This is a genomic window from Kitasatospora phosalacinea, from assembly GCF_000717185.1.
GTDB classification, from domain to species: Bacteria; Actinomycetota; Actinomycetes; order Streptomycetales; family Streptomycetaceae; genus Kitasatospora; species Kitasatospora phosalacinea_A.
Genome location: NZ_JNYE01000041.1, coordinates 31,472 through 55,404, shown reverse-complemented (window position 1 = coordinate 55,404; position 23,933 = coordinate 31,472). Strand labels below are relative to the sequence as shown.

General features: G+C 76.1%; 24 protein-coding genes. 7 read left to right on the top strand and 17 right to left on the bottom strand.

Annotation, left to right across the window (positions count from 1 at the left end; translation table 11 throughout):
• Nucleotides 1-96 precede the first annotated feature (96 nt).
• Nucleotides 97-1,347 (top strand): MFS transporter, encoded by a 1,251-nt coding sequence (locus OO57_RS18915; RefSeq protein ID WP_033253712.1) that lies wholly within the window; start codon nucleotides 97-99, stop codon nucleotides 1,345-1,347.
• Here the strand turns inward: OO57_RS18915 and OO57_RS18910 are convergent.
• A complete protein-coding gene (locus OO57_RS18910; RefSeq protein ID WP_033253723.1) occupies nucleotides 1,328-1,819 on the bottom strand; it encodes a GNAT family N-acetyltransferase in 492 nt (163 codons plus the stop codon). The two genes, OO57_RS18915 and OO57_RS18910, sit on opposite strands and share 20 nt — an antisense overlap.
• Nucleotides 1,820-2,061: 242 nt before the next feature.
• Between OO57_RS18910 and OO57_RS39565 the strand changes: the two genes are divergently transcribed.
• On the top strand, nucleotides 2,062-2,457 hold the full coding sequence (locus OO57_RS39565) for a hypothetical protein (RefSeq protein ID WP_051777941.1): 396 nt from the start codon (nucleotides 2,062-2,064) through the stop codon (nucleotides 2,455-2,457).
• A gap of 129 nt (nucleotides 2,458-2,586) precedes the next feature.
• On the opposite strand, the gene OO57_RS18900 is transcribed toward OO57_RS39565, so the two are convergent.
• Nucleotides 2,587-3,453, bottom strand: a complete 867-nt coding sequence (locus OO57_RS18900) for a 3-hydroxybutyryl-CoA dehydrogenase (protein ID WP_081973786.1) — start codon at nucleotides 3,451-3,453, stop codon at nucleotides 2,587-2,589.
• 239 nt (nucleotides 3,454-3,692) lie between these two features.
• Between OO57_RS18900 and OO57_RS18895 the strand changes: the two genes are divergently transcribed.
• Nucleotides 3,693-4,511 carry an SDR family NAD(P)-dependent oxidoreductase gene (locus tag OO57_RS18895; protein WP_033253710.1) on the top strand — a complete coding sequence of 273 codons (819 nt, stop codon included), beginning with the start codon at nucleotides 3,693-3,695 and terminating at the stop codon, nucleotides 4,509-4,511.
• Nucleotides 4,512-4,546: 35 nt separating this feature from the next.
• Here the strand turns inward: OO57_RS18895 and OO57_RS18890 are convergent, their stop codons facing one another.
• From OO57_RS18890 to OO57_RS18880, 3 genes are all read right to left on the bottom strand, one after another.
• On the bottom strand, nucleotides 4,547-5,542 hold the full coding sequence (locus tag OO57_RS18890) for a ketopantoate reductase family protein (protein ID WP_033253721.1): 996 nt from the start codon (nucleotides 5,540-5,542) through the stop codon (nucleotides 4,547-4,549).
• A gap of 35 nt (nucleotides 5,543-5,577) precedes the next feature.
• Nucleotides 5,578-6,435, bottom strand: coding sequence for a polysaccharide deacetylase family protein (locus tag OO57_RS18885; RefSeq protein ID WP_033253709.1), 858 nt, complete (start codon nucleotides 6,433-6,435; stop codon nucleotides 5,578-5,580).
• 186 nt (nucleotides 6,436-6,621) lie between these two features.
• Nucleotides 6,622-7,497 (bottom strand): DMT family transporter, encoded by an 876-nt coding sequence (locus OO57_RS18880; protein ID WP_051777940.1) that lies wholly within the window; start codon nucleotides 7,495-7,497, stop codon nucleotides 6,622-6,624.
• A gap of 250 nt (nucleotides 7,498-7,747) precedes the next feature.
• Here OO57_RS18880 and OO57_RS18875 point away from each other — a divergent pair, with 250 nt between their 5' ends.
• Nucleotides 7,748-9,133, top strand: a complete 1,386-nt coding sequence (locus tag OO57_RS18875) for a PLP-dependent aminotransferase family protein (protein ID WP_033253708.1) — start codon at nucleotides 7,748-7,750, stop codon at nucleotides 9,131-9,133.
• A gap of 54 nt (nucleotides 9,134-9,187) precedes the next feature.
• Here the strand turns inward: OO57_RS18875 and OO57_RS18870 are convergent, their stop codons facing one another.
• The 4 genes from OO57_RS18870 to OO57_RS45695 all read right to left on the bottom strand — a co-directional run bounded on the left by OO57_RS18870 (nucleotide 9,188) and on the right by OO57_RS45695 (nucleotide 13,292).
• Nucleotides 9,188-10,117 carry a rhomboid family intramembrane serine protease gene (locus tag OO57_RS18870; RefSeq protein WP_033253707.1) on the bottom strand — a complete coding sequence of 310 codons (930 nt, stop codon included), beginning with the start codon at nucleotides 10,115-10,117 and terminating at the stop codon, nucleotides 9,188-9,190.
• 124 nt (nucleotides 10,118-10,241) lie between these two features.
• Nucleotides 10,242-11,201, bottom strand: a complete 960-nt coding sequence (locus OO57_RS18865) for a hypothetical protein (protein ID WP_234337399.1) — start codon at nucleotides 11,199-11,201, stop codon at nucleotides 10,242-10,244.
• A 110-nt stretch (nucleotides 11,202-11,311) separates the two neighbouring features.
• A complete protein-coding gene (locus OO57_RS18860) occupies nucleotides 11,312-12,466 on the bottom strand; it encodes a methyltransferase (RefSeq protein WP_033253705.1) in 1,155 nt (384 codons plus the stop codon).
• 430 nt (nucleotides 12,467-12,896) lie between these two features.
• Nucleotides 12,897-13,292, bottom strand: coding sequence for a VOC family protein (locus OO57_RS45695; protein ID WP_033253704.1), 396 nt, complete (start codon nucleotides 13,290-13,292; stop codon nucleotides 12,897-12,899).
• A gap of 63 nt (nucleotides 13,293-13,355) precedes the next feature.
• Between OO57_RS45695 and OO57_RS45690 the strand changes: the two genes are divergently transcribed.
• Entirely contained in the window at nucleotides 13,356-14,312 is a 957-nt protein-coding gene (locus tag OO57_RS45690) for a helix-turn-helix transcriptional regulator (protein ID WP_033253703.1), read from the top strand.
• Nucleotides 14,313-14,415: 103 nt separating this feature from the next.
• On the opposite strand, the gene OO57_RS18845 is transcribed toward OO57_RS45690, so the two are convergent.
• Both OO57_RS18845 and OO57_RS18840 read right to left on the bottom strand, forming a co-directional pair.
• A complete protein-coding gene (locus OO57_RS18845; protein ID WP_033253702.1) occupies nucleotides 14,416-15,633 on the bottom strand; it encodes a beta-ketoacyl-[acyl-carrier-protein] synthase family protein in 1,218 nt (405 codons plus the stop codon).
• Nucleotides 15,634-15,953: 320 nt separating this feature from the next.
• A complete protein-coding gene (locus OO57_RS18840) occupies nucleotides 15,954-16,718 on the bottom strand; it encodes a MerR family transcriptional regulator (RefSeq protein ID WP_033253701.1) in 765 nt (254 codons plus the stop codon).
• Nucleotides 16,719-16,799: 81 nt separating this feature from the next.
• On the opposite strand from OO57_RS18840, the gene OO57_RS18835 reads away from it, so the two are divergent.
• Nucleotides 16,800-18,032 (top strand): erythromycin esterase family protein, encoded by a 1,233-nt coding sequence (locus OO57_RS18835; protein ID WP_033253700.1) that lies wholly within the window; start codon nucleotides 16,800-16,802, stop codon nucleotides 18,030-18,032.
• Between the two features lie 6 nt (nucleotides 18,033-18,038).
• Here OO57_RS18835 and OO57_RS18830 read toward each other — a convergent pair whose 3' ends face one another.
• Nucleotides 18,039-18,413, bottom strand: coding sequence for a hypothetical protein (locus OO57_RS18830; protein ID WP_033253699.1), 375 nt, complete (start codon nucleotides 18,411-18,413; stop codon nucleotides 18,039-18,041).
• A gap of 197 nt (nucleotides 18,414-18,610) precedes the next feature.
• On the opposite strand from OO57_RS18830, the gene OO57_RS18825 reads away from it, so the two are divergent.
• Nucleotides 18,611-20,119 (top strand): hypothetical protein, encoded by a 1,509-nt coding sequence (locus OO57_RS18825; RefSeq protein WP_033253698.1) that lies wholly within the window; start codon nucleotides 18,611-18,613, stop codon nucleotides 20,117-20,119.
• Nucleotides 20,120-20,145: 26 nt separating this feature from the next.
• Here the strand turns inward: OO57_RS18825 and OO57_RS18820 are convergent, their stop codons facing one another.
• The 5 genes from OO57_RS18820 to OO57_RS18800 form a co-directional block, all read right to left on the bottom strand.
• Nucleotides 20,146-20,397, bottom strand: a complete 252-nt coding sequence (locus tag OO57_RS18820; RefSeq protein WP_033253697.1) for a hypothetical protein — start codon at nucleotides 20,395-20,397, stop codon at nucleotides 20,146-20,148.
• The gene (locus OO57_RS18815) at nucleotides 20,394-21,854 is read right to left on the bottom strand and encodes a hypothetical protein (RefSeq protein WP_033253696.1); all 1,461 of its coding nucleotides are present in this window, start codon (nucleotides 21,852-21,854) and stop codon (nucleotides 20,394-20,396) included. The genes OO57_RS18820 and OO57_RS18815 overlap by 4 nt, the downstream gene beginning before the upstream one ends.
• A 146-nt stretch (nucleotides 21,855-22,000) precedes the next feature.
• Complete coding sequence (locus tag OO57_RS18810; protein ID WP_033253695.1) at nucleotides 22,001-22,693, bottom strand: nicotinamide mononucleotide transporter family protein; 693 nt, start codon at nucleotides 22,691-22,693, stop codon at nucleotides 22,001-22,003.
• Nucleotides 22,694-22,883: 190 nt separating this feature from the next.
• The gene (locus tag OO57_RS18805; protein WP_033253694.1) at nucleotides 22,884-23,303 is read right to left on the bottom strand and encodes a riboflavin kinase; all 420 of its coding nucleotides are present in this window, start codon (nucleotides 23,301-23,303) and stop codon (nucleotides 22,884-22,886) included.
• Nucleotides 23,296-23,910 carry a flavin reductase family protein gene (locus OO57_RS18800; RefSeq protein ID WP_267884969.1) on the bottom strand — a complete coding sequence of 205 codons (615 nt, stop codon included), beginning with the start codon at nucleotides 23,908-23,910 and terminating at the stop codon, nucleotides 23,296-23,298. The genes OO57_RS18805 and OO57_RS18800 overlap by 8 nt, the downstream gene beginning before the upstream one ends.
• Nucleotides 23,911-23,933 lie beyond the last annotated feature (23 nt).

The window sequence follows — 23,933 nt, the reverse complement described above, 5'->3', positions numbered from 1 at the left end:
GTGCGGGGGCGGGGCGGGGCTGGGGCGGGGCGGTGGGTGCTATGTTCTCGATGTCAGCCTTCGAACGCGCCCGCGGCAGCGTCGGAGGCTTTTTTCATGACTGGTCATGGATATCTGGCGCTGCTGCGGCAGCGGGAGTTCGCGGGGCTGTACGCAGGTTCCACGCTGCTGGCGGGGGCCGGGACGCTGTCCGGGTTCGCGCTGGGCGTGCTGGTGCAGGCGCGCACGGGGTCGCCGTTCCTGACGGCGGTGAGCATGTACGGGGCGTCGTTCGCGGCGCTGCTGGGCGCGCTGACGCTGATGTCGGCCGCGGACGGGGAGCGGCCGCGCCGGACGCTGGTGGTGCTGCACCTGCTGGCGCTGGCGGCGACGTCCGCGCAGGCGGTGCCTGGGCTGCCGCTGGCGGCGCGGTTCGCGCTGCTGCTGGCGGTCGGGTTCTTCCAGTCGCTCGGCACGGGGACGCGGATGGGCCTGCTGGCGGAGATCGTGCCGCCGGAGGGCTACGCGCCGGCCCGGTCGCTGCTGAACGTCACCGCGGGCGGGGCGGCGGTGCTCGGCTTCGCGCTCGGCGGGGCGCTGCTGACGGTGCTGTCGCCGTACCAGCTGATGGGTGCGGCGGCCGCGCTGACGGCGGCGGCGACGGCGGTGGTGGCGACGGCGGTGGTGGCGGCGACGGTGCGGGAGCGGTCGGTGCGGCCGCCGCGCCGACCCGGGCTGCGGGAGACCTGGCGGGGCAACGTCGAGCTGCTGGGCCGCCCGGGGCGGCGGGCGCTGCTGCTGAACCTGTGGGTGCCCAACGGGCTGGTGGTGGGCTGCGAGGCGCTGTTCCTGCCGTACGCGCCGGGCGCCGCCGGGACGCTGCTGGCGGCGGGCTCGGCCGGGATGCTGACGGGCGGCCTGCTGGTGGGGCGGCTGCTGGACGCGGCGCGGCGGGCCCGGCTGGCGTACGGGTTGCGGCTGCTGCTGGCGGGCCCGTTCCTGCTGCTGGCGGCCCGGCCGCCGGTGTGGGCGGCGGCGCTGGCGGTGGGCGTGGCGGGCGTCGGGTTCGCGGCGACGCTGCCGCTGCAGGAACGGCTGCTGGCGCTGACCCCGGCGTCCGGGCGGGGCCAGGTGCAGGGCGTGGAGTCGGCGGGCCGGATCGCCGGGCAGGGCGTGGGCGCGGCGCTGGCGGGCGCCCTGGCGCAGCTGGTGGAGGTGCGCTGGGCGATCGGGGCGCTGGCGGCGGCCTCGCTGCTGGTGACCGTGCTCTCGCGCCCGGCGGTGGTGCGGGAGGGGCGGGCGGCGGGGGCGGAACGGGCGGCGGGTGCGGCAGGGACGGCGGGGGCGGTTACAGCGGGCGGTGCATGACGTACAGGTCGACGTAGCCGAGGCGGGGGTGGTGGAAGCCCTCGGGGACGGTGCCGACCACCGCGAAGCCGAGGGAGCGGTAGAGGCCGACGGCCGGGGCGTTGCTGGCGACCACGGCGTTGAACTGCATGGCGCGGTAGCCCCGTTCGCGGGCCCAGCGCAGGGCCTCCAGGCACAGGGCGCGGCCGGTGCCGCGCCCGGCGTGCTCCGGGTCGACCATGAAGCTGGCGCTGGCGACGTGGGCGCCGTTGCCCGCCTGGTTGCGGTTCATCTTGGCGGTGCCGAGGACGGTGCCGGTGGCCTCGTCGACGGCGACCACGGTGCGGTCCGGCGCGGGCAGCACCCACCAGCCGCGGGCCTCGTCGGCCGTCAGGTCGACCGGGTAGGTGAAGGTCTCACCGGCGGCGACGATGCGGTGGAAGAACGGCCAGACGGCGGCCCAGCTCTCGGGGGTTGCTTCGCGGATCTCCATCGCCCCCAGCATGGCCGTCCGCGGGCCCGGTGGCCAGCGCTTTTCCGGGGCGCGGGCGGCGGCGGGCCGGTCCGGGCGGGACACGGGGCGGGTCCGGCCGTCCGGCGGGCCGCCGTTCATTCGCTGACGCACCGTCAACACACTTGCTCCGCAAGGTTATTACGGATCGGACACATCCCGGGCGGGCGGCCCCGGCGGCTCGTAGCGTCGGCCACGACCCGTGTCCGGCCCGAGGGGAGACCATGCGCATCCGAGCGATCGCCACCGCCTGCCTGGCCGCCGTGCTGGCGTCGGCGGCGGCGGGCTGCGGGTCGGACGGGGACGGCCGGGCGCCGGGCGCGGACGACGCCGGGCGGGCCGCGTTCGGCGACGTCGAGGTGACCTCCTGCAAGGTGGACGACGACCTGCAGTGGCCCTCCGCCACCGTCCGGATCACCAACCACACCGCCACCACCAGCAACTACGTGGTGCAGATCGCCTTCGAGGACGGCCAGGGCCGCCCCGTCACCGAGGGCGTCGCCGCCGCCACCGCCCTTCCGCCCGGCCAGGACGCCCTCGAACACGCCCAGGGCACCGCCGACCCGCACGGCCCGGTCAGCTGCCGGGTCGCCGACATCGCCCGCTACGCCAGCCCCTGAGCTGCCGCGCGTGCGCGGCGGGCGGGGCGCCGACCGCTCGCGTCACGAAGTCGGAGCGGTCGGTGGCCGGCGGTCGGTTGCCGTGGGCGGCGGCGGCAGTGGCAGTGGCCGGTCGGGGAGGGCGGCAGGTCAGGAGGCGGTGTAGTCGTAGAAGCCGCGGCCGGACTTGCGGCCCAGCAGGCCCGCGTCGACCATCCGGGAGAGCAGCGGCGGGGCCGCGTACAGGGGCTCCTTGTACTCGTCGTACATCGACTCGGCGATCGAGACGATGGTGTCCAGGCCGATCAGGTCGCACAGGCGCAGCGGGCCCATCGGGTGGGCGCAGCCCGCTTCCATGCCCTTGTCGATGTCGGCGGCGGTGGCGACGCCGGACTCGAACATCCGGACGGCGGAGAGCAGGTAGGGGACGAGCAGGGCGTTGACCACGAAGCCGGCCCGGTCGCGGGCGCGGATCGGCTCCTTGCCGAGGACCTCGACGGCGAACTGCTCGGCGCGGGTGGTGGTCTCGGCGGAGGTGGTCAGGGTCGGGATGACCTCGACCAGCTTCTGCACCGGCGCCGGGTTGAAGAAGTGCAGGCCGATGACCTGCTCGGGGCGGCTCGTCGCGGCGGCGAGCTTCACGATCGGGATGGAGGAGGTGTTGGAGGCCAGGATCGCGTCCCGGCGGGTCACCGCCTGGTCCAGGGTCTGGAAGATCTTGACCTTGACGTCCTCGCGCTCGGCGACCGCCTCGACGACCAGGTCGCGGTCGTGGAAGTCGGCGAGCTCGGTGGTGAACGACAGCCGGGACAGCGCCGCGTCCCGGTCCTCCTCGGACAGCTTGCCGCGCCGCACCGCGGTCTCCAGGGAGTTGGTCAGCCGGGTCCGGCCCAGCTCCAGGGCGTCGCCACTGGCCTCCGAGATCAGCACGTCCAGGCCGGAACGGGCGAAGACCTCGGCGATGCCCGACCCCATGAGGCCGCAGCCGACTACTCCGACGCGCGCGATGTCGCTCACTCAAATGCCCTTCGGGACGGAGCCGGGGGTCACCCGGCCGGGTGTCGCGGGCGCCGTGGCCCGCCCGGACGACGGTACTACCTGCCTTAACGCCCGTTCACATCGGTGCGTGCCGACGGCGGCCCGCCGGGCGGCTGGGCCGAACGGGTGAGTGTCGGCAGTGCGCCGCGCGCGCTCCCCCGTGCGCCCCCGGGCGGAGACCACAATGCGGAGGTCCAGCCGGAGGAGGGAGCAGGCAGATGGGGACGGGATCACTCGCCGGACAGGTCGGACTGGTCACGGGGGCCGGACGCGGCATCGGCCGCGAGATCGCCGTCGGACTCGCCGCCGAGGGCATGGCCGTCGGCCTGGTCGGCCGGACCCAGGACAGGCTGATCGCCACCCTCAAGGAGTGCGTCCGGCACGGCGCCCGCGGCGTCGCCGTCACCGCCGACGTCAGCCGACCCGGCGCCGTCCGGGAGGCCGTCCGCTCGATCGAGCGCGACCTCGGCCCCGTCGACCTGCTGGTCAACAACGCCGGGCAGGTCGACCGGGCCGAGGTGCCGATCTGGGAGACCGACCCCGCCCAGTGGTGGCAGGTCGTCGAGACCAACCTGCGCGGCCCCTACAACCTGCTGCGCAACGTCCTGCCCGGCATGGTGCGGCGCGGCCGCGGCCGCGTCATCAACCTCAACAGCGGCTTCGCGCTGCGCCCCGACGGCCGCTACACCGCCTACGCGACCTCCAAGGGCGCGCTGCTGCAGCTCTCCGACAACATCGCCGACTCGGTCGGCGAGCACGGCGTCGTGGTGCTCGACATCAGCCCCGGCGCGGTCGCCACCGAGATGACCGCGGGCATGGAGATGTTCCGCGACATGAAGGCCTGGGGCTCCATCCCGTACATGGTCGCCGTCACCGTCGACGCCGCCCGCGGCCGCTTCGACGGGCTGCACGGACGCTTCCTGCACGCCGGGCGCGACAACCTGGAGACCCTGGTCGCCTCCGCCCCCACCATCCGCTCCACCGACGCCCGCACGCTGCGGCTGCGTCCGTACGGGCCGGACGACCCGGTGGCGTGACACCCGCTCGGGCCCCCGGCCGGGCGCCCGGGTACTCAGGGTTCGAGCAGGGCGGCCAGTTCGGCGTCGGGGAGGGATCCCGCCGGGCGGCCCTCGCGGGCGAAGGCGGCGGCCAGGCGCTGGAAGGCCGCGTTGAGCGGCGTCGGCACGCCGTGCAGACGGCCCAGCAGGACGACTTCGCCGTTCAGGTAGTCGGCCTCGATGTCGCCGGTGCCGCGCACCAGCGACTGCCAGGACGAGCCGCCGCCGCGCCCCGCCCCCTCCAGCGGCACCAGCGTCACCCGGTCGCCGCGCCTGGCCCGCTGCTCCTCCTCGGACGGGTAGGCGACCCCGGCCGCCGCCAGCACCGCCTCGCCCTCCGCCCGGAGCCGCCGCCACGCCCGCATCCGCAGCTCGCCGTCGATCGGACCGGCCACCGCCTCCAGCGCGTTGCCCAGGTTGCTCAGCAGCTTCGCGTACTTCCAGGCGATCACGTCCGCGACGGCGTACCCGTCGAAGTGCGAGTCGTCGAGGTCGGCGGCGATCCGGGTGGCGGTGTCGTCCGTGCCGTGCGGGTAGCGGCCCAGGTGCAGCACGCCCGAGCGGGGCGAGCCCGCCGCCGAGACCGCGCCCGGCTCCAGGTGGGTGCACGGCAGCCACACGCACATCCCGTACACCCGGGCGAAGCGGCGCAGCGCCAGGCGCTCGTTCTCCACGCCGTTCTGCGCGCACACCAGCGGCAGCCGCTCGCCCGCCGTCCCGCCGCCCGCGACCGGGCGGGGCGCCCACGCGTCGAGCAGGGCCGCCGAGTGCTGGGTCTTCACCGCCAGCACCAGCACGTCGTCCGGGGTCAGTTCGACCTCCGCCGGGCCGCCGACCGCCGGGACCGGCAGCCGGTGGGTGCCGTCCGGGACGGTCAGCCGCAGGCCGTCGGCGCGCAGCGCCGCCAGGTGCGGGCCGCGGGCGACCAGCAGGACGTCGCGGCCGCTGCGGTGGAGCCGGCCGCCGATGGTGCCGCCGACCGCGCCGGCGCCGAGGAAGATGTAGCGCATGCGGTCGAGCATCCCACGTTCCGCAACGGGGCGGCTCAGGCGCAGAGTTCGGAAGCCGTCACCGCGTGCAGGCCCTGCTCGGCGAGGCCGTCCAGGATGGCGGGGAGCGCCGTCACCGTGCCCGGGTGCCCCATGTGCAGGGCGACCACCGAACCGGCCGCCGCCGTCTGCAGCACCCGGCGGGCCACCGTCTCCGCGCCCGGGTCCGCGTAGTCGCGCGGGTCGACGTCGAAGGACAGCACGTGCGCGTAACCGACCTGCTGCGCCTGCTCCTTGACCGTCCTGGTGGCGTACTGCGCGGCGGACGGCCGGAACCAGCGGCCGATCGAACCGGTCAGGCGCTCCAGCCGCTGGGCGCACTGCGCTATCTCCTCGCGGGCCTGGTCCGCGGGCAGCGAGCAGATGTCCAGGTGGTTCTGGGTGTGGTTGCCCAACTCGTGGCCGCCGGACAGGATCCGCTGCGCGATCTGCGGCTGCTCGTCCAGCCAACTGCCCACCGCCAGCACGGTCAGCCGGGCGCCGCGCTGCTCGGCGGCCTCCAGCAGCGCGGTGGCGATCGCCGGGTCGCCCTGGCCGTGGAAGGTCAGCGCCAGCTGCGGCCTGCTGTGCGGGCCGGTCACCACCTCCTGCGGGGTGTCCGGGGCCAGCGGGGGCAGCGCGAACGGGGTCGCGGACGGGGAGGGGGACGGGGACGGGGGCGGCGAGGGCGATGCCGAGGTGCTCGGGCTCGGCGACCCGGTCAGGTGCGCGGGCTGCGGACGGGCCGCGACCGAGGGGCCGCCCGCGCCGCGGCCGTCGGAGGGGCCGCCGCACGCGGCGACGAGGCCGCCGGCGGCGCTCAACGCGGCCAGGCGGGAGGCGGAACGCAGAACACTGCGGCGGTCGACTGTCATCGCGGCCCAGCCTAAGCGGACATTTCGGCGGGGTGGCAACGGGTGCGGCCCGGACGAGTGGCGGGCCGGTGGGGGACGGTGGTGTACGGAGGGGTGGTGCGCGGGCGGTATTCGGGGGTGCGGGTGCGGGTGCGGGGGCGCGGGCGGTATTCGGGGGTGCGGGGATGCGGGCGTTCGGGGGGGGTGTCAGGTGGTGGCGCCGAAGAGCAGGGCGGCGGTGACCAGCGCGGCGCCGAGGAGCTGCGGCGGGGTGGGGGCGGTCGCGGTCAGGAGCGCGCCGGAGAGCGTCGCGGTGAGCGGGATCAGGCCGCCGAACAGGCCCGCGCGGTCCGCGGGGAGCACCGCCAGCGCGGAGTACCAGAGCAGGAACGCGCCGCAGGTCAGCACCGGCCCGAGGTACAGCAGGGCGAGCAACTCCCCGCCGGTGGGCGCCCGCAGCGCCGACGGGGAGAGCGCGGCCGCCGCGGCGAACAGCGGCACCGCGAGCACGGTGGTGTAGGCGGACACCCGGACCGGCCCCAGCCGCGGCAGCAGCGGGACGGCCAGCAGCGAGAAGGCCGCCTCGCACAGCAGCGTCCCGGTCGCGAACAGCAGGCCGAGCGCGTCGCCGTGGCCGAAGCCCTGGGTGAGCGCCGCGCCGCACACCACCACGGCCGCCGCCGCGAGCAGCCGCCCCGCCGGGCGGCGGCGGGCCAGCAGCGGGCCCGCGACGCCCAGCAGCAGCGGGGTGCAGCCGACCACGCTGCCGACCACCGCCGGGTCGGTGTGCCGCAGCGCCGCGACCAGCAGCAGGTTGAACCCGAACAGGCCGGTGCCGGACAGGGCCAGCAGCAGGAGCAGTTCACGGCCGGTCAGGCGGTGCGAGAGCCGCGGGCGGCGGCGGGCCAGCGGCAGCAGGATCGCCGCGGCCAGGGCGTAGCGCAGGGTCTGGCCGCCCGCCACCGGGTAGGCGGAGAAGGCGGCGCTGACGCCGGTGGACGCGCCGAGCAGGGCCATCGCGGAGGCTGCGCGGGCGGAGCCGACGGGCAGGGCGCGGGTGGGGTCGGGGGCGGTGGTTGCCATGGGTGCCACGCTAGGAGCGGGGTGGTTCGGTTCCCAGGGCCACTTGCGGGGTGCTGGAGAGGACCAATCGGGACGGGTAGGTTGAGGGGCCTGCTGTCCGGCACGCAGCAGCTCGGACTTCCGGCGGGCTCCGGCCGGTAGCAGCTCGGGGCCGCCGCACCCCGGGCCCCGGTGGGCCTTTCGGCGGGCACTTCGGCGGGTCCTTCGGCGGGCCCCTGGCGGGCACTTCGGCGAGTAGGAGGTGGGCGGGGTGCGGGAGTTGCTGATCACGCTGGGGGACGGCGGCGGGGAGCTGGCCGGGCGACTGACGCGGGAGCTGCGGGCGGCGGTGCGGGACGGGCGGCTGGTGGCGGGGGCGCGGCTGCCCGCGAGCCGGGTGCTGGCCGCCCAACTGGGCGTCTCGCGCGGGGTGGTGGTCGAGGCGTACGAGCAACTCGCCGCCGAGGGCTACCTGGTGGGGCGGCAGGGATCCGGGACGAGGGTCGCGGACGGGGTGGCGGCCGAGCACCCGCAGGCGGACGTCCGGGTGGTGGCGGCCGAGCCGCGGTACGACCTGAAGCCGGGCTCGCCCGACCTGGGGGCGTTCCCGCGGGCGGCCTGGGCGGGGGCGGTGCGGCGGGCGCTGCAGGGCGCCGCGAACCGGGACCTCGGGTACGGGGACCCGGCCGGACTGCCGCAGCTGCGAAGGGAGTTGGCGGCGTACCTGGGCCGGGTGCGGGCGGTGGCCGCGCGGCCGGAGCGGGTGACGGTGGTCAGCGGGGTCGGGCAGGGGCTGGCGCTGCTCGTCGAGGTGCTGGCCCGGCACGGGCGGCGGCGGATCGCCGTGGAGGACCCCGCGTCGCCCGGCACGCTGGAGCTGCTGCGCGCCCACGGCGTCGAGCCGGTCGGCGTACCCGTCGACCAGGAGGGCCTGGTCGTACGGGAGTTGGCGGCCGTCGGGGCGGACGCGGTCCTGGTCACGCCCGCCCACCAGTACCCCACCGGGGTCGCGCTGTCGGCCCGCCGCCGCGGCGAACTCGCCGCCTGGGCAAGGCGCGGCGGGCTGGTGGTGGAGGACGACTACGACGCCGAGTTCCGCTACGACCGCGAACCGCTGGGCGCCGTCCAGGGGTTGGCACCCGAGCGGACGGTCTACCTGGGCTCGCTCAGCAAGACCCTGGCGCCCGGGCTGCGGCTCGGCTGGGCGGTGCTGCCCGGCTGGCTCGCCGAGGACTTCCGGGAGGCCAAGCGGTACGCCGACCTCGGCACCGGTGCGATCGACCAACTCGCCTTCGCCGCACTGCTGGAGAGCGGCGGCTACGACCGCCACCTGCGCGCCGTCCGCCCCCGCTACCGGGCCCGCCGCGACGCGCTGGCCGCCGCCCTGCGCGAGCACCTCCCGGCGGCCGAACTGCGAGGCGTCGCCGCCGGGTTGCACCTGTACGCCGAACTGCCGCCGGGCGTGGGCGAGTCGGGGTTCGCCGCCGCGGCGCTGCGGCGCGGGGTGCGGGTCGCCGCCGTCGCCCCCGGGCGGCTCGGGCCGGGCCCGGCGGCCGTCACGCTCGGCTACGCCGGGCTCGCCGAGCAGCGGCTGCGCGAGGCGGCGGCGTTGCTCGGCGAGGCGTACCGGGAGCTGGAGTTGGCGCTGGAGCGGTAGCCGGGACAGGAGGCGGGGCCGGAGCCGGGGCCGGGCCGGGGCTGGAGGCGTCCGTCAGGTGAGGGGGGTGATCCGGTCGGCGGCGATCACGATCACGATCGCCACCACGCCCAGGACCGCGACCAGGTTGATCGACTGGACGAGCCCGCGCTGCTGCCGCGGCGCGTAGCCGAGGGCGGCGCCCGCGGCCAGGCCGGTGAGCAGGCCGCCCAGGTGGCCCTGCCAGGAGGTGAAACTCGCCGACAGCAGCATCCAGACCACGAACGTCACCATCAACTGGTTCCCGCCGAGCGGGTCGTAGCCCTGGCTGCGGCTGAGCACCCAGTACCCGCCGGCCAGGCCGAAGACCGCGCCGGACGCGCCCAGCGACAGGCTGTCCGAGGCGATCAGGTACTCCACGGCGGACGCGCCCAGCGCGGACAGCAGGTACAGCGCGAGGAAGCGCAGCACGCCGAGCCGGTTCTCGACCACCCGGCCGAGCATCCACAGCCAGTACATGTTGCTCAGGACGTGCAGCACGCCGATCGGCGGCGCGGTCGGTTCGAGGTGGACGAACGCGTTGGTGATCAGCCGGTACCACTCGCCGTGCGCCACGCCCGACAGGTGGTAGACGTACGTGTACGGGTCGGCGTCGTCCGGTACCACCACGCCCGAGCCCAGCATCGCGAGCTGATCGGCCGTCCCCGGCCGGGCCAGTTCCACCAGGTACGCGGCCACGTTCAGCACGATCAGCACGATCGTCGCGTACGGGCGGCTGGTGATCCGGCCGCCGAACGCCGTCCGGGCCCGGCGGGTGCCCTGGTGGCCGGACTTGACGCACTCCACGCACTGGTAGCCGACCGCCGCCTCGCGCCGGCAGTCCGGGCAGACGTTGCGGTCGCAGCGGGTGCAGCGGACGTACGACTCCCGGCCGGGGTGCCGGAAGCAGACGGGTGCCGGTGCCTCGGGGGCGGTGGCTCCCGGGGCGGGCTGTGCAGTGTCCATGACGGTGCCTCCCCTGGCGGTGGTGCTCGGCCGCGGAGGCGTCCACGGCGATGGTCCACAGCGAAACGGCGCTCACCTTAGAGCACCGCGGAGACAGTGCGTACACCAGGGGAGGGGCGGTGGTTCAGACCGCGGCGGGGAGGTCGACCACGGCGATCGCGTCCGGCCGGGCGACGGCGAGGCGGGTGCCGTCGGGGCTGAGCGCGGCGACCGGGGAGGGGACGTGGGTGACGCCGTACGCCCGGTCCTTCCGGGGGAGTTCGAGCTCGGGCCACTCGGCGAGCACGGTGCCGGTCGCGGCGTCGAGCAGGCGCGGGTGGCCGTGCAGCGCGACCACCTGCCCGCCGCGGGCCAGCAGGGCGCCGGTGGGGGCGTCCAGCGGGCTGAGGTGCAGCCAGCGGCGCTCCGGGACGGACCACACGCCCAGGTGCAGCGGCCCGAGCTGCGCCCCCGGACCGTCCGGGTCATCGGTGGTGGACACCGCGATCCGCTGCGCGTCCAGCCAGCAGGCCGCGCCGACCTCCCCGGCGATGCCGGAGTGCGGCTCGAACAGCGTCTCGGTGTCGAGCGCGGCCGGGTCGGTGAGTGCTGCGGCGAGGTCGTGGACGCGTGCCGTTCCGACGGGCGTCCACACCCAGCCCGCAACCAGCAGGTGCCGGCCGTCCGGGCTCACCTCGGGGCGGGAGTGGAAGGCGTCGACGGGCTCGCGGGGGCCCGTGGTGAGGCGCTCGCCCGTCACCAGGTCCTCGACCTGCAGTTCGTTGTACTCCTCGGGACAGTGCACCACGACCTCTCGGCCGTCCGGCAACCGGCCGAGCGCCAGCGGGTAGTCGTAGTCCTCCGCGCAGTAGTAGCTGCGGTTGACCTCCCGCAGGACCCGCAGCTCCTCGGTCTCCAGCAGCAGGCCCTTGGTGCCGCGTTCGGTCCAGACCGCCGCGTACCGGCCGGAAGGGGAGAGCGCCGCCCGGTCGAACGGGAAGCCCCAGTGGAGCAGGGAGCCTCGCTCCGTCCCGTCCGGCGCCCACCTCCGGCCGCCGCCGACCAGGTCGAGCAGGTCGTCCCCGTCCCAGAGGAGTGACCGCACCCCGCCCGGAACCGTGAGCGTCCGTACCGCTGTCATCCTTCGCCCCCCGTGGTGATCGTTCCGGGGAGGCTACCGTGCGGCGCAGGGAGGCGGCGGGTTCACCGGCGGGTTCACCGGCGGGTGGCGCTCAGCACCGTGAACTTCGGGCTGCCCGCCACGGTTCGACAGCCGCCGAACAGTCGGCGCAGCGTGACGTGGTAGCCGAGGTGGCGGTTGCCGACCACGCGCAGTTCGCCGCCCGGGCGCAGGACGCGGCGGGCGCCGGTGAACATGCGGCGGGCGATGGCGTCGGTGGTGGCCTGGTGGGAGTGGAACGGGGGGTTCAGCAGGACCAGGTCGGCGGAGGCGGTCGGGACGTCGGCCAGGGCGTCGCCGACCAGGAACTCGGCGCGGCGGTCCGGGCCCAGGTTGGTGCGGAAGGTCTCCTCGGCGGAGGCCACGGCCTGGAACGACTCGTCCACGAAGAGGAGTTCGGCCCGCGGGTCGGCGAGCGCGGCGGCCGTGCCGACGACGCCGTTGCCGCAGCCCAGGTCGACGACCCGGCGCGGGGCGCCGGTCGGCTCCGGCAGGTGCTGGAGGAAGAAGCGGGTGCCGATGTCCAGGCGGTCCGCGCAGAACACGCCCGCCTGGTTGGCGACCTGGCGGCCCGACAGGGCGCCGACGTCGTCCGGGAGCCGGTAGCGCAGCGGCCACGGGTTGGCCGGGCGGGCGAGGTCCGGTGCCGGGGCGGTGTGGACCAGGCGGGCCTTGCGGACCGCCAGCGAGGTGCGGGTCGGGCCGAGGATCCGCTCGAAGAGGTTCAGGGTCGAGGTGTGGATCTCGGTGACCATGCCGGTGCCCGCCACGACCGTTCCCTCGTGCACCGCCGGGGCCAGCCGGTGCAGCTGGTCCTCCAGCAGCGCCAGGCTCTTCGGGACGCGCACCAGCAGCACGTCGACCCGCGACGGCGGGGCGTCCTGGGTGCTGCGGACCGCGACCGCGGACGGGTCGAGACCGTTGCGGGCCAGGTTCGCGGCGATCGCGCGCGAGGCCAGGTACGAGTCGGTGACCGCGGTGAGGCCGGCGGCCTTCGACGCCAGCGCGGTCGACAGCGCGCCCCAGCGGTCGCCCAGGACGGTGACGGCCCCGTCCAGCGGCACCGCCTCCTCGTGCAGGTGCCGCAGCAGGTACTCGTCGGCGGCGTCCCAGGCGCGCAGCTGCTCGCGCGGATCCTCCGGGAAACGGGCCAGCTCGAACTCGCCCCAGGCGGTGGTGAAACAGTTCATCGTGCCCCCAGGCTAGCGGAGGGCGGTGCGGTGACAGAACGTGTGGGTATGGTGATGGAGAGCGACGTTGAGCGGCGCGGGGGGCGAGCACATCGGCATCCGGACCGGGACCGTGCTCGGCAGCGGACTGCCCTGGGACCTCGCCGCCGCGGGCAACGGCGCCCTCGGGCGGGCCGTCACCGGCGCCGTCCGGTTCGCCCCGCACGGACGCGGGGCCGTGATGGGCGCCGCCCGGCGGATCACCGCGCTCACCCGTGGGGACGGCGCGACCTGGGAGGGAACGGCGGGGCCGGGCCGTGAACGGGGCCCGGAGCCGGTGCGCGTACCGCGGCGGTGCAGCGGCGGTGCACCGATGGCGGTGCACCGATGGCAGTGCACCGGCGGCGGGCCCGGGCCCGCCGCCGTTCCCCGGGCCCCGGGGGGGGCCTGCTCAGGCCAGGGTGGTGAGGCAGAACGGGTGGCCGGAGGGGTCGAGGAGGACGCGCCAGCGGTCGGGGGAGGGCTGGGTGTCGGGCTCGGTGGCGCCCAGCTTGAGCATGCGGGTGGTGGCCGCGTCCAGGTCGTCGACGCCGAATTCGAGGTGGGCGCGCTTCTCGTGGGCGGGGTCGGGCCAGGTGGGGCGCCGGTAGTCGGCGATGCGGGAGAAGCCGAGGCCGGGGGCGCCCTCGCGGCCGAGCAGGACGAAGTCCTCGCCGGAGTAGAGGGTGGGCAGGTCGAGGGCCTCGCCGTAGAAGCGGGCGAGTTCGGCCGGGTCGGGGCAGTCGAAGGTGACGGCGACGTAGCGGATCGCGGGCGTGGAGGCGTCGTTGGTGTCCGTGGTGTTCATGGGGACGAGGCTAGGAGCCGACCAGGACAGGTTCGGTCCTGGTCGTGGGGGAGAATTCCGGACGTGCTCACCACTTCGGCCCGCCTGCTGCGCCTGGTCTCACTGCTGTCCTCACGGCCGTCGTGGACGTGCGGGGAGCTCGCGGAGCGGATGGAGGTCACCGACCGCACGGTGCGCCGGGACGTCGCGCGGCTGCGGGAGCTCGGGTACGGGGTGGAGTCCGAGCCGGGCCCCTGGGGCGGCTACCGGCTCAGCGGCGGCGCCCGGGCGCTGCCGCTGCTGCTGGACGACGAGGAGGCGCTGGCGGTGGCGGTGGCGCTGCGCGGGGCCGCGTCCAGCGGGGTGCTCGGCGGCGACCAGGCCGCGCTGTCGGCGCTGTTGAAGCTCCAGCAGTCGCTGCCGCGGCGGGTCGCGGAGCGGCTCGCCGGGATGGACGCGACCTTCGTGCACGCGCACCGGCCCGGGGAGCCGCAGATCGCCCCGGGGACGCTGCTGGAGCTGGCCGGGGCGTGCCGGGGCGGGCAGCGCGTCCGGTTGTCGTACCGCGACGGCGGGGGCCGGGACAGCGTCCGGGAGGTCGACCCGTACCGCCTGGTGCACAACGGGCGGCGCTGGTACTTCGTCGCGCTGGACGTGGCGCGGGGCGAGTGGCGGACCTTCCGGGCGGACCGGGTGGTGCAGGTCCGGGGGACGGGGCAGCCGGTCGCGGAGCCGGTGGAGCCGCCCGACCCGGCGCTGCTGGTGGTGCGCAACACCGGGACCGGCCGGTACCCGGTGTACGCGTCGGTGCGCTTCCCGGTGCCGTTGGAGGAGGCGCTGCGGCTGGTCCCGGCGAGCGTCGGCACGCACCGTCCGGACGGGCCCGGGGCCTGCGTGGTCGAGATCGGCGGGCCCGACGCGGAGGGGCTGGCCCGGTACCTGCTGGGGCTGGCCGTCCCGCTGCGGGTGCTGGCCCCGCAGGAGGTGCGGCAGGAGTTGCTGCGCCTCCTGCGGGGCGTGGCGGAGGAGAACGGGGAGTGAGCCCCCGTCCGCGCGCCGCGGGCCGGGTCGGGCCGGGTTGGGCCGGGTTGGGCCGGGTTGGGCCGGGCCGGGTCGGGCCGGGTCGGGCCGGGTCGGGCCGGGTTCAGGCGCGGGTGAGGACCAGGCTCGCGTTGTGGCCGCCGAAGCCGAAGGAGTTGGTGAGGGCGGCGGTGTGCGGGAGCGGGCCGGAGGTGGTGAGGAGGTTCAGCGGGAGGAACTCCGGGTCGGGGTCGGTGAGGTTGCGGACGGCGGGGGCGTGCTGGTGGTGGAGCGCGTAGGCGGTGGCGAGGGCGGCCAGCGCCCCGGCGGCGCCGAAGAGGTGGCCGGTCATCGACTTGGTGGCGGTGACGGCGGGGCGGTGCGGGCCGAAGACCCGGGTGAGCGTCTCGGCCTCGGTGAGGTCGCCCTTGGGGGTGGAGGTGGCGTGGGCGTGGACCAGGCCGACGGCCTCGGGGGTCAGCCCGGCGTCGGCGAGGGCGCCGCGGACGGCGCGGGTCTGGCCGTCGGGGTGCCCGGCGGTGATGTGGTGGGCGTCGGAGGTGACGGCGGCGCCCGCCAGGGTGGCGTAGCGCCGCCGGGACGGGCGGAGGCCCGCGCGTTCGAGGACGAGCACCGCGGCGCCCTCGGCGATGACGAAGCCGTCGCGTCCGGCGTCGAAGGGGCGGGAGGCGCGGGCCGGGTCGTCGTTGCGCAGCGAGTGCGCGCGGGCCTGGGCGAACCCGGCCAGCGGCAGCGGGTGCAGGCAGGCCTCGGTGCCGCCGGCCACGACCACGTCGGCGCGGCCGAGCCGGATCAGGTCGAGCCCGAGGGCGACGGCCTCGGCGCCGGAGGCGCAGGCGCTGACGGGGGTGTGGGCGCCGGCCCGGGCGCCGAGGTCGATGGAGACCCATGCGGCGGGGCCGTTGGCCATCAGCATCGGGACGGTGTGCGGGGAGACCTTGCGGACGCCGGAGCGCTCCAGGACGTCGTCCTGGTCGAGCATGGTGACCGCGCCGCCGGTGCCGGTGCCGATCACCACGGCGAGCCGCTCGCCCTCCACGTCGGGGCGTCCGGCGTCGGCCCAGGCCTCGCGGGCGGCGATCAGGGCGAGCTGCTCGCTGCGGTCCAGGCGGCGGGCCTCGATCCGGTCGAGGACCTCGGAGGGCTCGACGGCGAGCTGTCCGGCGATCCGGATCGGCAGGTCGGCGGCCCAGGGGCGGTCGAGGGTGCGGATGCCGTTGTGTCCTTCGCACATGGCCCGCCAGGTGGCGGGGGCGGTTCCGCCGAGCGGGGTGGTGGCCCCGAGGCCGGAGACCACGACGGTGTCGTATTCGGTGCGCATGGCGATACTCCCGTTGTGATGGCAGCACAATGAGCGGGTTGTCCGGCGGTCGGCCGGACGATCCGATGTGGCCCACTCTGCCAAGGGAAACGGGTGCGGAAGGCTGCTGGGCGTGACCGAGTCGTACGTGGTGATCTTGTAGGGTTGCTACAAGTCGGTCTGAGGTGCCGTCAGGGCAGGAGGGTGCGCGCCCGGGTCGGCGGGGCGGTGGTCGGCGGGGCGGTCGGCGGTCGGGCCCCGGGCCCCGGATCGTCTCGGCACCGGACGCGTTCGCCGACCCGGCGGTGCCGCCCACCATGTCCACGTGTCCAACGGCGTGGTCACCGACCGGGGTGGTCCGGGTGGTCGAGGTAGGCGTGCAGGGCGGCCGCGCCCGCGAGGAGGGCGCGGCCGCGGGTGGTGAGGCGGTCCTGCCAGGCGGCGAGGGTGGGGCGGACGGCTTCCGGGGAGCCGGCCGTTCGCAGGCGGTCGAGGATCTCGGCGGTTCGGGCCAAGCCGTGGCCGCCGCGGCGGAGTTGTTCGGCGAGGAGGAGTTCGCGGACCTGCGCGGGGGTGTAGACGCGGTAGCCCGTGCGGGCGTCCCGGCGCGGGGTGACCAGGCCCGCGCGCTCCCACTCGCGGAGGGTGGCCGGGCGCAGGCCCAGGCGGTGGGCGAGCGGGCCGATGTGCGTGCCGGAGGCGGGCGTTCCGGAGGTGGGCGGGTCGGCGGCGGACGTTCCGGAGGTGGACGTTCGGGAGGCGGGCGGGTCGGCCGGAGCGGACGGCAGGTGGTCGAGGGCGGTGCGGACGGCCGCCAGGGTGCGGCGGTCCTCGGCGAGCAGGGCGTGGCCGTCGTCGACCAGGCGCAGCGCCTCGGGCAGGTCGCCCGCGGTGGCGGCCCGCATGATCGCGGTGGCGGCCGGGTGCCCGTGCCCCGGGAGCAGCGCGAGGAAGGCCCGCAGCGCGGCCGCGTGGCGCTCGCCGTACTGCCGGTACCCGTGCGCGGAACGGGCGGCGGGCGGCAGCACGCCCGCCGCCTCGTAGTTGCGCACCGCCTGGGTGGACAGGCCGTGCGCGCGGGCCAGGTCGATCGGGCGCAGCGGCATCGTGGTTGAAGCTTTCCTGGTCGATCTGCGGGCCGGGAGCGGAAAAGTTTACACCGGAACTTCAACGATACGTTGGAATCCATGACCGCTGCCTCGCTCGGGAACGCCGCCCGCCCCTTCACGCCCGCCGCCCTCGCCGCCCTCGTCCCCGCCGGCACCCGGCTGCTCGCCCTCGGCGAGCCCACCCACGGCGCCGAGGAGTTCCTCGACCTCCGCAACGAACTCTTCCGCCACCTGGTCGTCGAGCACGGCTACCGCTCGATCGCGGTCGAGAGCGACTGCCTGGCCGCGCTCACCGTCGACGCGTACGTGGGCGGCGCGGACGGCGCACTGGACACCGTGCTGCGGGAGGGGCTGGGCCACGGGTTCGGGGCCTACGCCGGGAACCGCGAACTCATCGGCTGGATAAGGGAGTTCAATGCATCGGCCGGGGCGGGCGAGCGGATCAGGTTCTACGGGGCGGACGGCCCGCTGGAGTACACCGGCGCCGCCGCACCCGGCCCCGCGCTGCTCCGGCTGCACGACTTCCTGGCCGACCGGCTCCCGGCCGAACTGCTGCCCGGACGCGAGGAGTTGCTCCTCCTGTGCGGGCCGGACGAGCGCTGGACCGAACCCGCCGCCACCCGCGACCCGAGCCGCTCGGTCGGCCGCACCGAGGACGCCGTCCGACTGCGGCTGCTCGCCGACGAGTTGAGCCTCCTGCTGGCCGCGCACCGCCCGCAGTGCCACGAGGACGAGGACGCGCTCTGGCGGGCCGAACTCGACGCCCGCACCGCCACCGGCCTGCTCCGCTACCACGCCGCCACCGCCGGGGACGGCCCCGACCGGCTCAACTCCCTGATGCGGCAACGGGACCTGATGATCGCCGACAACCTCGAAGCAGTCCTCCGCCGCGAGGCCCGCCGCGGCCCGACCCTCGCCTTCGCCCACAACCGCCACCTCCAGCGCGAAGCCAGCCGCATCCCGCTCGGCGACCACCAACTCCTGTGGTGGAGCGCCGGATCGCTGCTCGAATCCCGCCTCGGCGACGGCTACGCCTTCCTCGCCACCACCTTCGGCCACCGCGCCCCCGACGACCACCCCGCCCCCGACACCCTCGAAGGCCTCCTCGCCACCCTCCCGTACCCGCGCGCCGTCCTCGACCCGAAGCAACTCGCTCCGGCGGTACGGGAACTGGGCGGCGTCAAGGCCCGAGTCCCGGCCGACCACACCTACTTCGGGCTCGACCCGGCGGCCCTGGAGCAGGTCGACGCCGTGGTGTTCGTCCGCGGCATCGCCCGGCAGCAGGGCCTGTTCGGGGGCGGGGAGGCGTGAGCGGGATCAGCAGTACGTCTCGACGAAGAGCAGTACCCGGCCGTCGTCCGCGCTGAACTCGTACGCCTGGTAGGACGGCAGCCCCTCCGCCCCGTACCCGGCCCGGGCCACCAGCCAGGCGGCCGGGCGCTCGGCCTCCGGCAGGAAGCGGGGGAACCAGCGCTCGGCCCGCTCGTCGTAGCGATCGCCCATCGACATCACGTCGGCCTGCACCGCGAGCCGCTTCGCCCGGCGCGGATCCAGCGGGCCGCGGACGAGCCGCCAGCGACAGCCGCCCGCGTCGGTGAACCCCCGAGCGGCCACGGGCGGGAGGACGAACGGGCCGCGATCGGCTTCCACGGGCTCGGCGGGTCGGGCGGCGGGCTTCCGGCGCTTCGGCATCCGTCCATGATGCCGGTGCGCCGGGCAGCGCGGTGCAGCGCGGTGCAGCGTCGTGCAGTGCGGTGCAGCGTCGTGCAGTGCCGGGAACGCGCCGAGACCGTGCCGGGGACGCGTCGGGAACGCGCCGAGACGTGCGGGGAGCGGGCCGCGTCGAAAACGCGTGGCGGGGGCGGGTCGGGCGGGGCGAGGATGTCCGGGTGCGTCGTGTGTGGGAAGGGCTGGCCGGGAACCCGTCACTGCCCGCGGAGGCGGTGGAACGGCTGGTCCGGCTGGTGGAGCCGGACCTCTCGTTGGAGCTGGTCGAGCGGACGGACCTGACCGACCAGCAGGTCGAGCTGCTGGCGGAGCGCGGGACCGCAGCGGCCGGGCGCCTGGTGAGGGCCGGCCGGGTGTCGGCGGATCGGGTCGACCCCCGGCGGCAGCCGATCGCCGCGCTGGCCCTGCTGCGGGCCGGGCGGGCACCCGCCGGGTGGGCGGAGCTGCTGGTGCAACGGCGGGAACTGTGGCCGGAGTTGGCGTCCACCGAGCGGCTTCCCGCCGGGGTCGCACAGCGGCTGCTCGCCGAGGCGGACCGGGACGTCCTGGTCGAACTCGCCGAGGCGCAGCCCGACCCCGGCATCCTCGCCGCCCTCGCGGCGCACCCCTCGCCGCGCGTCCGGCAGGCCGTCGCCTGGAACCCGGCCGCCCCGCCCGGTGTCCTCGCCGACCTGCTCAACGACCTTCCGCCGCTGCCGAGTTGCGAGGTCTGCGAACGCCACGCCGTCCCGTGGACGCACCCGCCGGACTGCCCCGACCCGGACTGCGACCTGCCCGGCGGCGCCGCCTGCGACGGCAGCCACCAGTACGCCCGGCACACTGTCGTGGAGGCCGCCCTCGCGCACCCGAACGCGCCCGCCGCCGACGCCCGGCGCCACCTGTCCGACCCGAGCGGATTCCTGCGCGCCCGACTCGCCGAACGCACCGACCTCGACCCGGACGCCTACGCCCAACTGGCCTCCTCCACCGAGCCGTTCGTACTTGCCGCGCTCGCCGAGAACCCGGCGGTCGGTGAGCGACTCATCCGTCAACTCGCCACCGTCCCCTGCGAGATCGTGCGCCGGGCCGTAGTCTGCAACCCCGCCGTGCCGCTGGACCTCCTGGACCGGGCCCGGGACGGCGTCGTCCTCAAGCTCGGCACGACACTGCCGCCCCGGATCGCCGCCGCCGACCCCGCCGAGACCGAACGGCTCGCCGCCTCCGCGGACCCCGGACTGCGCCGCCTGCTCGCCCTGCGCCGCGACCTGCCCCCGCACGTCCGCGACCGCCTCGCCGAAGACCCGGACGCCAAGGTGGCCAACGCTGTCGCGCCCCATCCCGGCCTGGAAGAAGGGCAGTTGACCGCCATGCACCACCGCCACGGCCGACTCGTCGGCCCCGGCATCGCCGCCAACCCCGACACCCCCACCGCCCTGCTGCGCGCCCTCGTCACCGGCGAGCACAACGTGGCCACCCTGCGCGCCCTCGCCGTCCACCCCGCCGCCGACGGTGCCACCCTCACCGCCTGCCTGCGCGACCGGCGCGCCCGCGAACGGGCCGCCGCGCACCCCGCCCTGCCGCTCGACCGGATCCGCGCACTGCTGGCCGACCCGGAGACCGCGCACCACGCCGTCGCGAACCCGTCGCTTCCGGCCGCGGACCTGCTGCGCCTGGTGCCCCCGCCGCAGTAGCGGTGGCGGCGACCCCGGACGGCGCTTCAGCCGTGGCGGCGCCGCGGCGGGTGGAGCGTGCGGGCGACCAGCGCGCGGGCGGCGGCGCGGCCGTCCGCGCGGGGGAACGGGCCGCACGGGCCGCGCAGTTGCTCGGGGGCGAGGGAGTGGGCGGGGACGGTCTCCCGGTCGGCGCGGTGGAGGAGGACGGCGCGGGCCTCGCGGTGGGCGGCGGCGTCCCGGTGGACGGGGGTGCCGGGCAGGGCGGAACCGTCGAGCGGCGCGGCGGGCGGGCTCACGGGGCGCTCCCGTAGGTGCAGTCGAGGACGCGGCCGTCGGCGGTGCCGACCAGCAGGCGGCCGGGGGCGGGGACGGTGAGTGCGGTGGGGCGTAGGACGATCGGGCCCAGGGTGAGCGGGGCGCGGCGGCGGACGGTGCCGTCGGCGGTCGCGAGGGTGACCAACTCGCCGTCGTCATAGGCGATGTGGGCGAGGTCGCCGTCCACGTCCACGTCCACGTCCAGGGCGGTGGCGGGACGGTCGGTGCGGAACACCCAGCGCGGTGCGCCGTCGGACGGGGCGCGGCGGACCACGAAGGAGCCACCCGCCTGCAGGCCCCGGCCGTCGTGCACGGTGCCCGCGTACAGCAGGTCGCCGTCCGGGAGTTCGACACCGGGCCCGCCGAGGTGCGAGCGGCCGGGCTCCCAGGAGTGGGGGAAGCCGAACCCGGCGGGACCGACCTGCCGGTAGGGGCGCGGTCCGGCAGCCGGTGCGGTCCCGTCGGCGGGCGGGCGGGGGACCAGGCCACGGCGCCGGACGGCGGGCCGGTGGCCGGTGCGCGGGGCGAGGACGGGCAGGCCGTCGGGGCCGGGCGACAGGACGGCGGCGACCGGGAGCGGACACCGTTCCACCACCGCCCCGTCCGCAAGCGCGACCTCCACCAGGGCGGGCGGTCGGTCCAGGCAGACCCAGGCGCGCTCGCCGTCCGGGGAGACCGCCAGTGCGCCGCCCTCCCCGTCCGCCGGTACCGACCAGGCGAGTTCGCCCGTCGGTGTCCGGCACTCCAGCAGCACGCCGGGCAGGGTGGCCAGCAGCCGTCCGTCCGCGAGCTCCGCGACGGCGCGGACCGGGCCGCGCGGCTGCCACCCGTCGGTGAGGCCGTCCAGCAGGCGGCGGGCCCCGGCCCGGCCGTCCGGGCGGGGTGCGGGGACACGCGGACCGGCCAGCTCCTGCGGGGTGACCGAGCCCGCCGCGAGGCCCCGCCAGTCGGGCCGGTGCAGCTCGGCGCGGTGGCCCTCCGTCAGGGCGGCGGGGTCCTGCCAGTCGTCCGGCGGTGCCAGCAGCAGCCGCAGCGAAGTGCCGTCCGTCCACTCCAGGGCGAGCACCTGGCGTCCGGCCCAGTGCTCGAACAACTGGACGGCGGTGCCGGATTCGAGGTCCAGCAGGAGCAGCTCCCCCTCGAAGAGGTAGCCGCCGTCGTACCGCCCGGTGCCGATCGCCAGCAGCGGCAGCTCCGGGTGGAAGGCCAGCGCGTGCACCGGGAAGCGGGCCCGCACCAGCGCCACGCAGGCCAGGTCGGACGCGCGGTGCACGGCGACCGGCACGGCGCACCGGTACCCGCTGGTCCCGGCGGTCCCGGCGGTCCCGGCGACGGCGAGCAGGCCGCGCCGGTCGTCGGCCACCGCGGCGGCGGGCGCGCCGACCTCGGCGAAGGGGCGGTCGGCGAGGACGCGCAGGACGCGCAGCGCACGGTTCACGTCGGTGATCGTCGCAGACCGCGGGCGAGCCGATCAGCTGCTTTTCGGTGCGCGGTGCAACCCGCCCACGCGGTGCAACCCGCCCGCGCGGAGCGGGCCACCCCCCTGGGTCGGGAAGGCGACCCGCTCCGGACGGGAGGACGGGGTCAGCGGGTGGTCTCCTCGCGGCCCTCCACCAGGAGGGCGGGCTCCAGGGGCGAGGCGATCTCCTGCGGCCTGCTGCGCGAGGCCCAGTCGCGGATGCCGATCACCACCATCACGAAGAAGATCGAGTACACGATGCCGGAGAAGTACAGCTCCGAGTGCACCGCCAGCGGCACGCCGACCAGGTCGACCGCCAGCCAGACGAACCAGAACTCGATGTAGCGGCGGGCCTGGCTGTACATCGCGATGATCGAGCCGACGAAGATCCAGGCGTCCGCGCTCACCATCCACATCGGCGCGCCCGGGTAGAACGAGGCGTCCTGCCACTTCAGCACCGCGGCGAACGCGATCGTGCCGAACACCATCGCGGCCACCAGCACCGCGCGCTCGTTCCAGTTCGCCCAGCGGACGTTGATCGCGCCCTCCTGCTCGCGGCTGCGCTTCCAGGTCGCCCAGCCCCAGGACGCCGAGACGATGATCACCACTTGCCGGGCGGCGTTGCCGCCCAGGTGCACGTTCAGGCTGGCGATCAGCAGGAACACCGAGCCGAGGATCTGCACCGGCCAGGCCACCAGCGAGCGGCGCAGGGCCAGCCAGACGGTGGCGAGCGCGAGGATGTTGCCGAGGAAGTCGGACCAGTAGACGGGGAGGCCGAAGAAGCTGAACTGCTCGTTCAACCAGTGGAATGCGCTCATGACTCACACCTTTGTTCGTACGGAGCGAGGTGGTGGGGGGAGACGACCGACCCCGGGGGGAGGCGTCGGTCGGGCACGCGGGCATCGGGCGCAGTGACGAGGGTGGGGGCGGGGGTGCGTGCCGGGAAACAGCGGTGGGGAACGGTCGACCCCGCCGGGAAGCGGGGGAGAGGGACGGGGCCGACCGGGTTCAGGGGGCGGCGGGGCGGGGTGCGGCGGCCAGCAGGGCGTCCGAGCGGCGGACGTCCTCGCGGGCGGCGGCGAGCAGTTCGTCGACGGTGGCGAACTTCTCGGTGTCGCGCAGCCGGGCGACGAACCGCAGCTCGACCCGTTCGCCGTAGAGGTGGAGGCCGTCCGGGGCGTCGTGGCAGTGCACCTCGACGTGCACCTCGGCAAAGTCGCCGAAGGTCGGGTTGGTGCCGATGCTGACGGTCGCCCGGTGCACGTCCCCGGTCGCCGGGCGGGTCAGCCAGCCGCTGTAGATCGCGGGTGGCGGGACGGCCGTGCCGGGGGCGGGGGAGAGGTTGGCGGTGGGGAAGCCGAGGCCCGTTCCCCGGCCGGCGCCGTGGACGACGGTGCCGACCAGGGGGGTGGAGGGGAGCTCAGGCATGGGGGGTGAGCTCGCGGAACTGGCTGGTGTGGAAGACCAGCGGCTCCACGCCGGGGAACAGTTCGGCGGTGAGCAGCTCCAGCAGGACGATCTCGTGGTCCCCGCCGTCGTACACCGGGCCGACCCGGGCGGTCAGCCACAGCGCCGCGTCGTGGATCAGCACCGCGTCGTCGGCGGTGGCCCGCCAGGGCGTGCCGTCGAACCGGTCGCCCGCCCGGGAGGCGAGCTTGCGGCACAGCGCGCCCTGGCCGCGGCTGAGCACGCTCAGCCCGAGCACCGGGGCCCCGGCCAGGCGCGGCCAGGTGGTGGAGGTGCGGGCCACGCTGACCGCGACCATCGGCGGTGCCAGCGAGATCGACACGAACGAGCTGGCCGCGAACCCGACCGGTTCGCCGCCGCGCAGCGCACCGATCGCGACCACGCCGGTCGGGTACGCCCCGAAGGCCTGCCGCAGCGCGCCCGCGTCCAGCTCGGTCGGCCCGCCCGGTTCGGTCGGCCCGCCCGGCTCGCTGGGCCCGGTCGGTGCGGTCGGCGAGGTCGGCCCGAGCGGCGAGGTCGGCGAGGCCGGCGAGGCCGGTTCGGTGGGGTGGTGGGCGGGAGTGGTCACGGCCGTCGCCGTCCTCTCGTGGT

Excerpts from the sequence above, each read along its gene's own strand:
- OO57_RS18915 (WP_033253712.1), top strand. The coding sequence starts at position 97 with ATGACTGGTCATGGATATCTGGCGCTGCTGCGGCAGCGGGAGTTCGCG.
- OO57_RS18890 (WP_033253721.1), bottom strand. The coding sequence starts at position 5,542 with ATGCGCTACATCTTCCTCGGCGCCGGCGCGGTCGGCGGCACCATCGGC.
- OO57_RS18860 (WP_033253705.1), bottom strand. The coding sequence starts at position 12,466 with ATGAACTGTTTCACCACCGCCTGGGGCGAGTTCGAGCTGGCCCGTTTC.
- OO57_RS18910 (WP_033253723.1), bottom strand. The coding sequence starts at position 1,819 with ATGGAGATCCGCGAAGCAACCCCCGAGAGCTGGGCCGCCGTCTGGCCG.
- OO57_RS18840 (WP_033253701.1), bottom strand. The coding sequence starts at position 16,718 with ATGCCGCTGCGCCCGATCGACCTGGCCCGCGCGCACGGCCTGTCCACC.
- OO57_RS18835 (WP_033253700.1), top strand. The coding sequence starts at position 16,800 with ATGACCGCTGCCTCGCTCGGGAACGCCGCCCGCCCCTTCACGCCCGCC.
- OO57_RS45695 (WP_033253704.1), bottom strand. The coding sequence starts at position 13,292 with ATGAACACCACGGACACCAACGACGCCTCCACGCCCGCGATCCGCTAC.
- OO57_RS18810 (WP_033253695.1), bottom strand. The coding sequence starts at position 22,693 with ATGAGCGCATTCCACTGGTTGAACGAGCAGTTCAGCTTCTTCGGCCTC.
- OO57_RS18805 (WP_033253694.1), bottom strand. The coding sequence starts at position 23,303 with ATGCCTGAGCTCCCCTCCACCCCCCTGGTCGGCACCGTCGTCCACGGC.
- OO57_RS18895 (WP_033253710.1), top strand. The coding sequence starts at position 3,693 with ATGGGGACGGGATCACTCGCCGGACAGGTCGGACTGGTCACGGGGGCC.
- OO57_RS18880 (WP_051777940.1), bottom strand. The coding sequence starts at position 7,497 with ATGGCAACCACCGCCCCCGACCCCACCCGCGCCCTGCCCGTCGGCTCC.
- OO57_RS18885 (WP_033253709.1), bottom strand. The coding sequence starts at position 6,435 with ATGACAGTCGACCGCCGCAGTGTTCTGCGTTCCGCCTCCCGCCTGGCC.
- OO57_RS18845 (WP_033253702.1), bottom strand. The coding sequence starts at position 15,633 with ATGCGCACCGAATACGACACCGTCGTGGTCTCCGGCCTCGGGGCCACC.
- OO57_RS39565 (WP_051777941.1), top strand. The coding sequence starts at position 2,062 with ATGCGCATCCGAGCGATCGCCACCGCCTGCCTGGCCGCCGTGCTGGCG.
- OO57_RS18830 (WP_033253699.1), bottom strand. The coding sequence starts at position 18,413 with ATGCCGAAGCGCCGGAAGCCCGCCGCCCGACCCGCCGAGCCCGTGGAA.
- OO57_RS18870 (WP_033253707.1), bottom strand. The coding sequence starts at position 10,117 with ATGGACACTGCACAGCCCGCCCCGGGAGCCACCGCCCCCGAGGCACCG.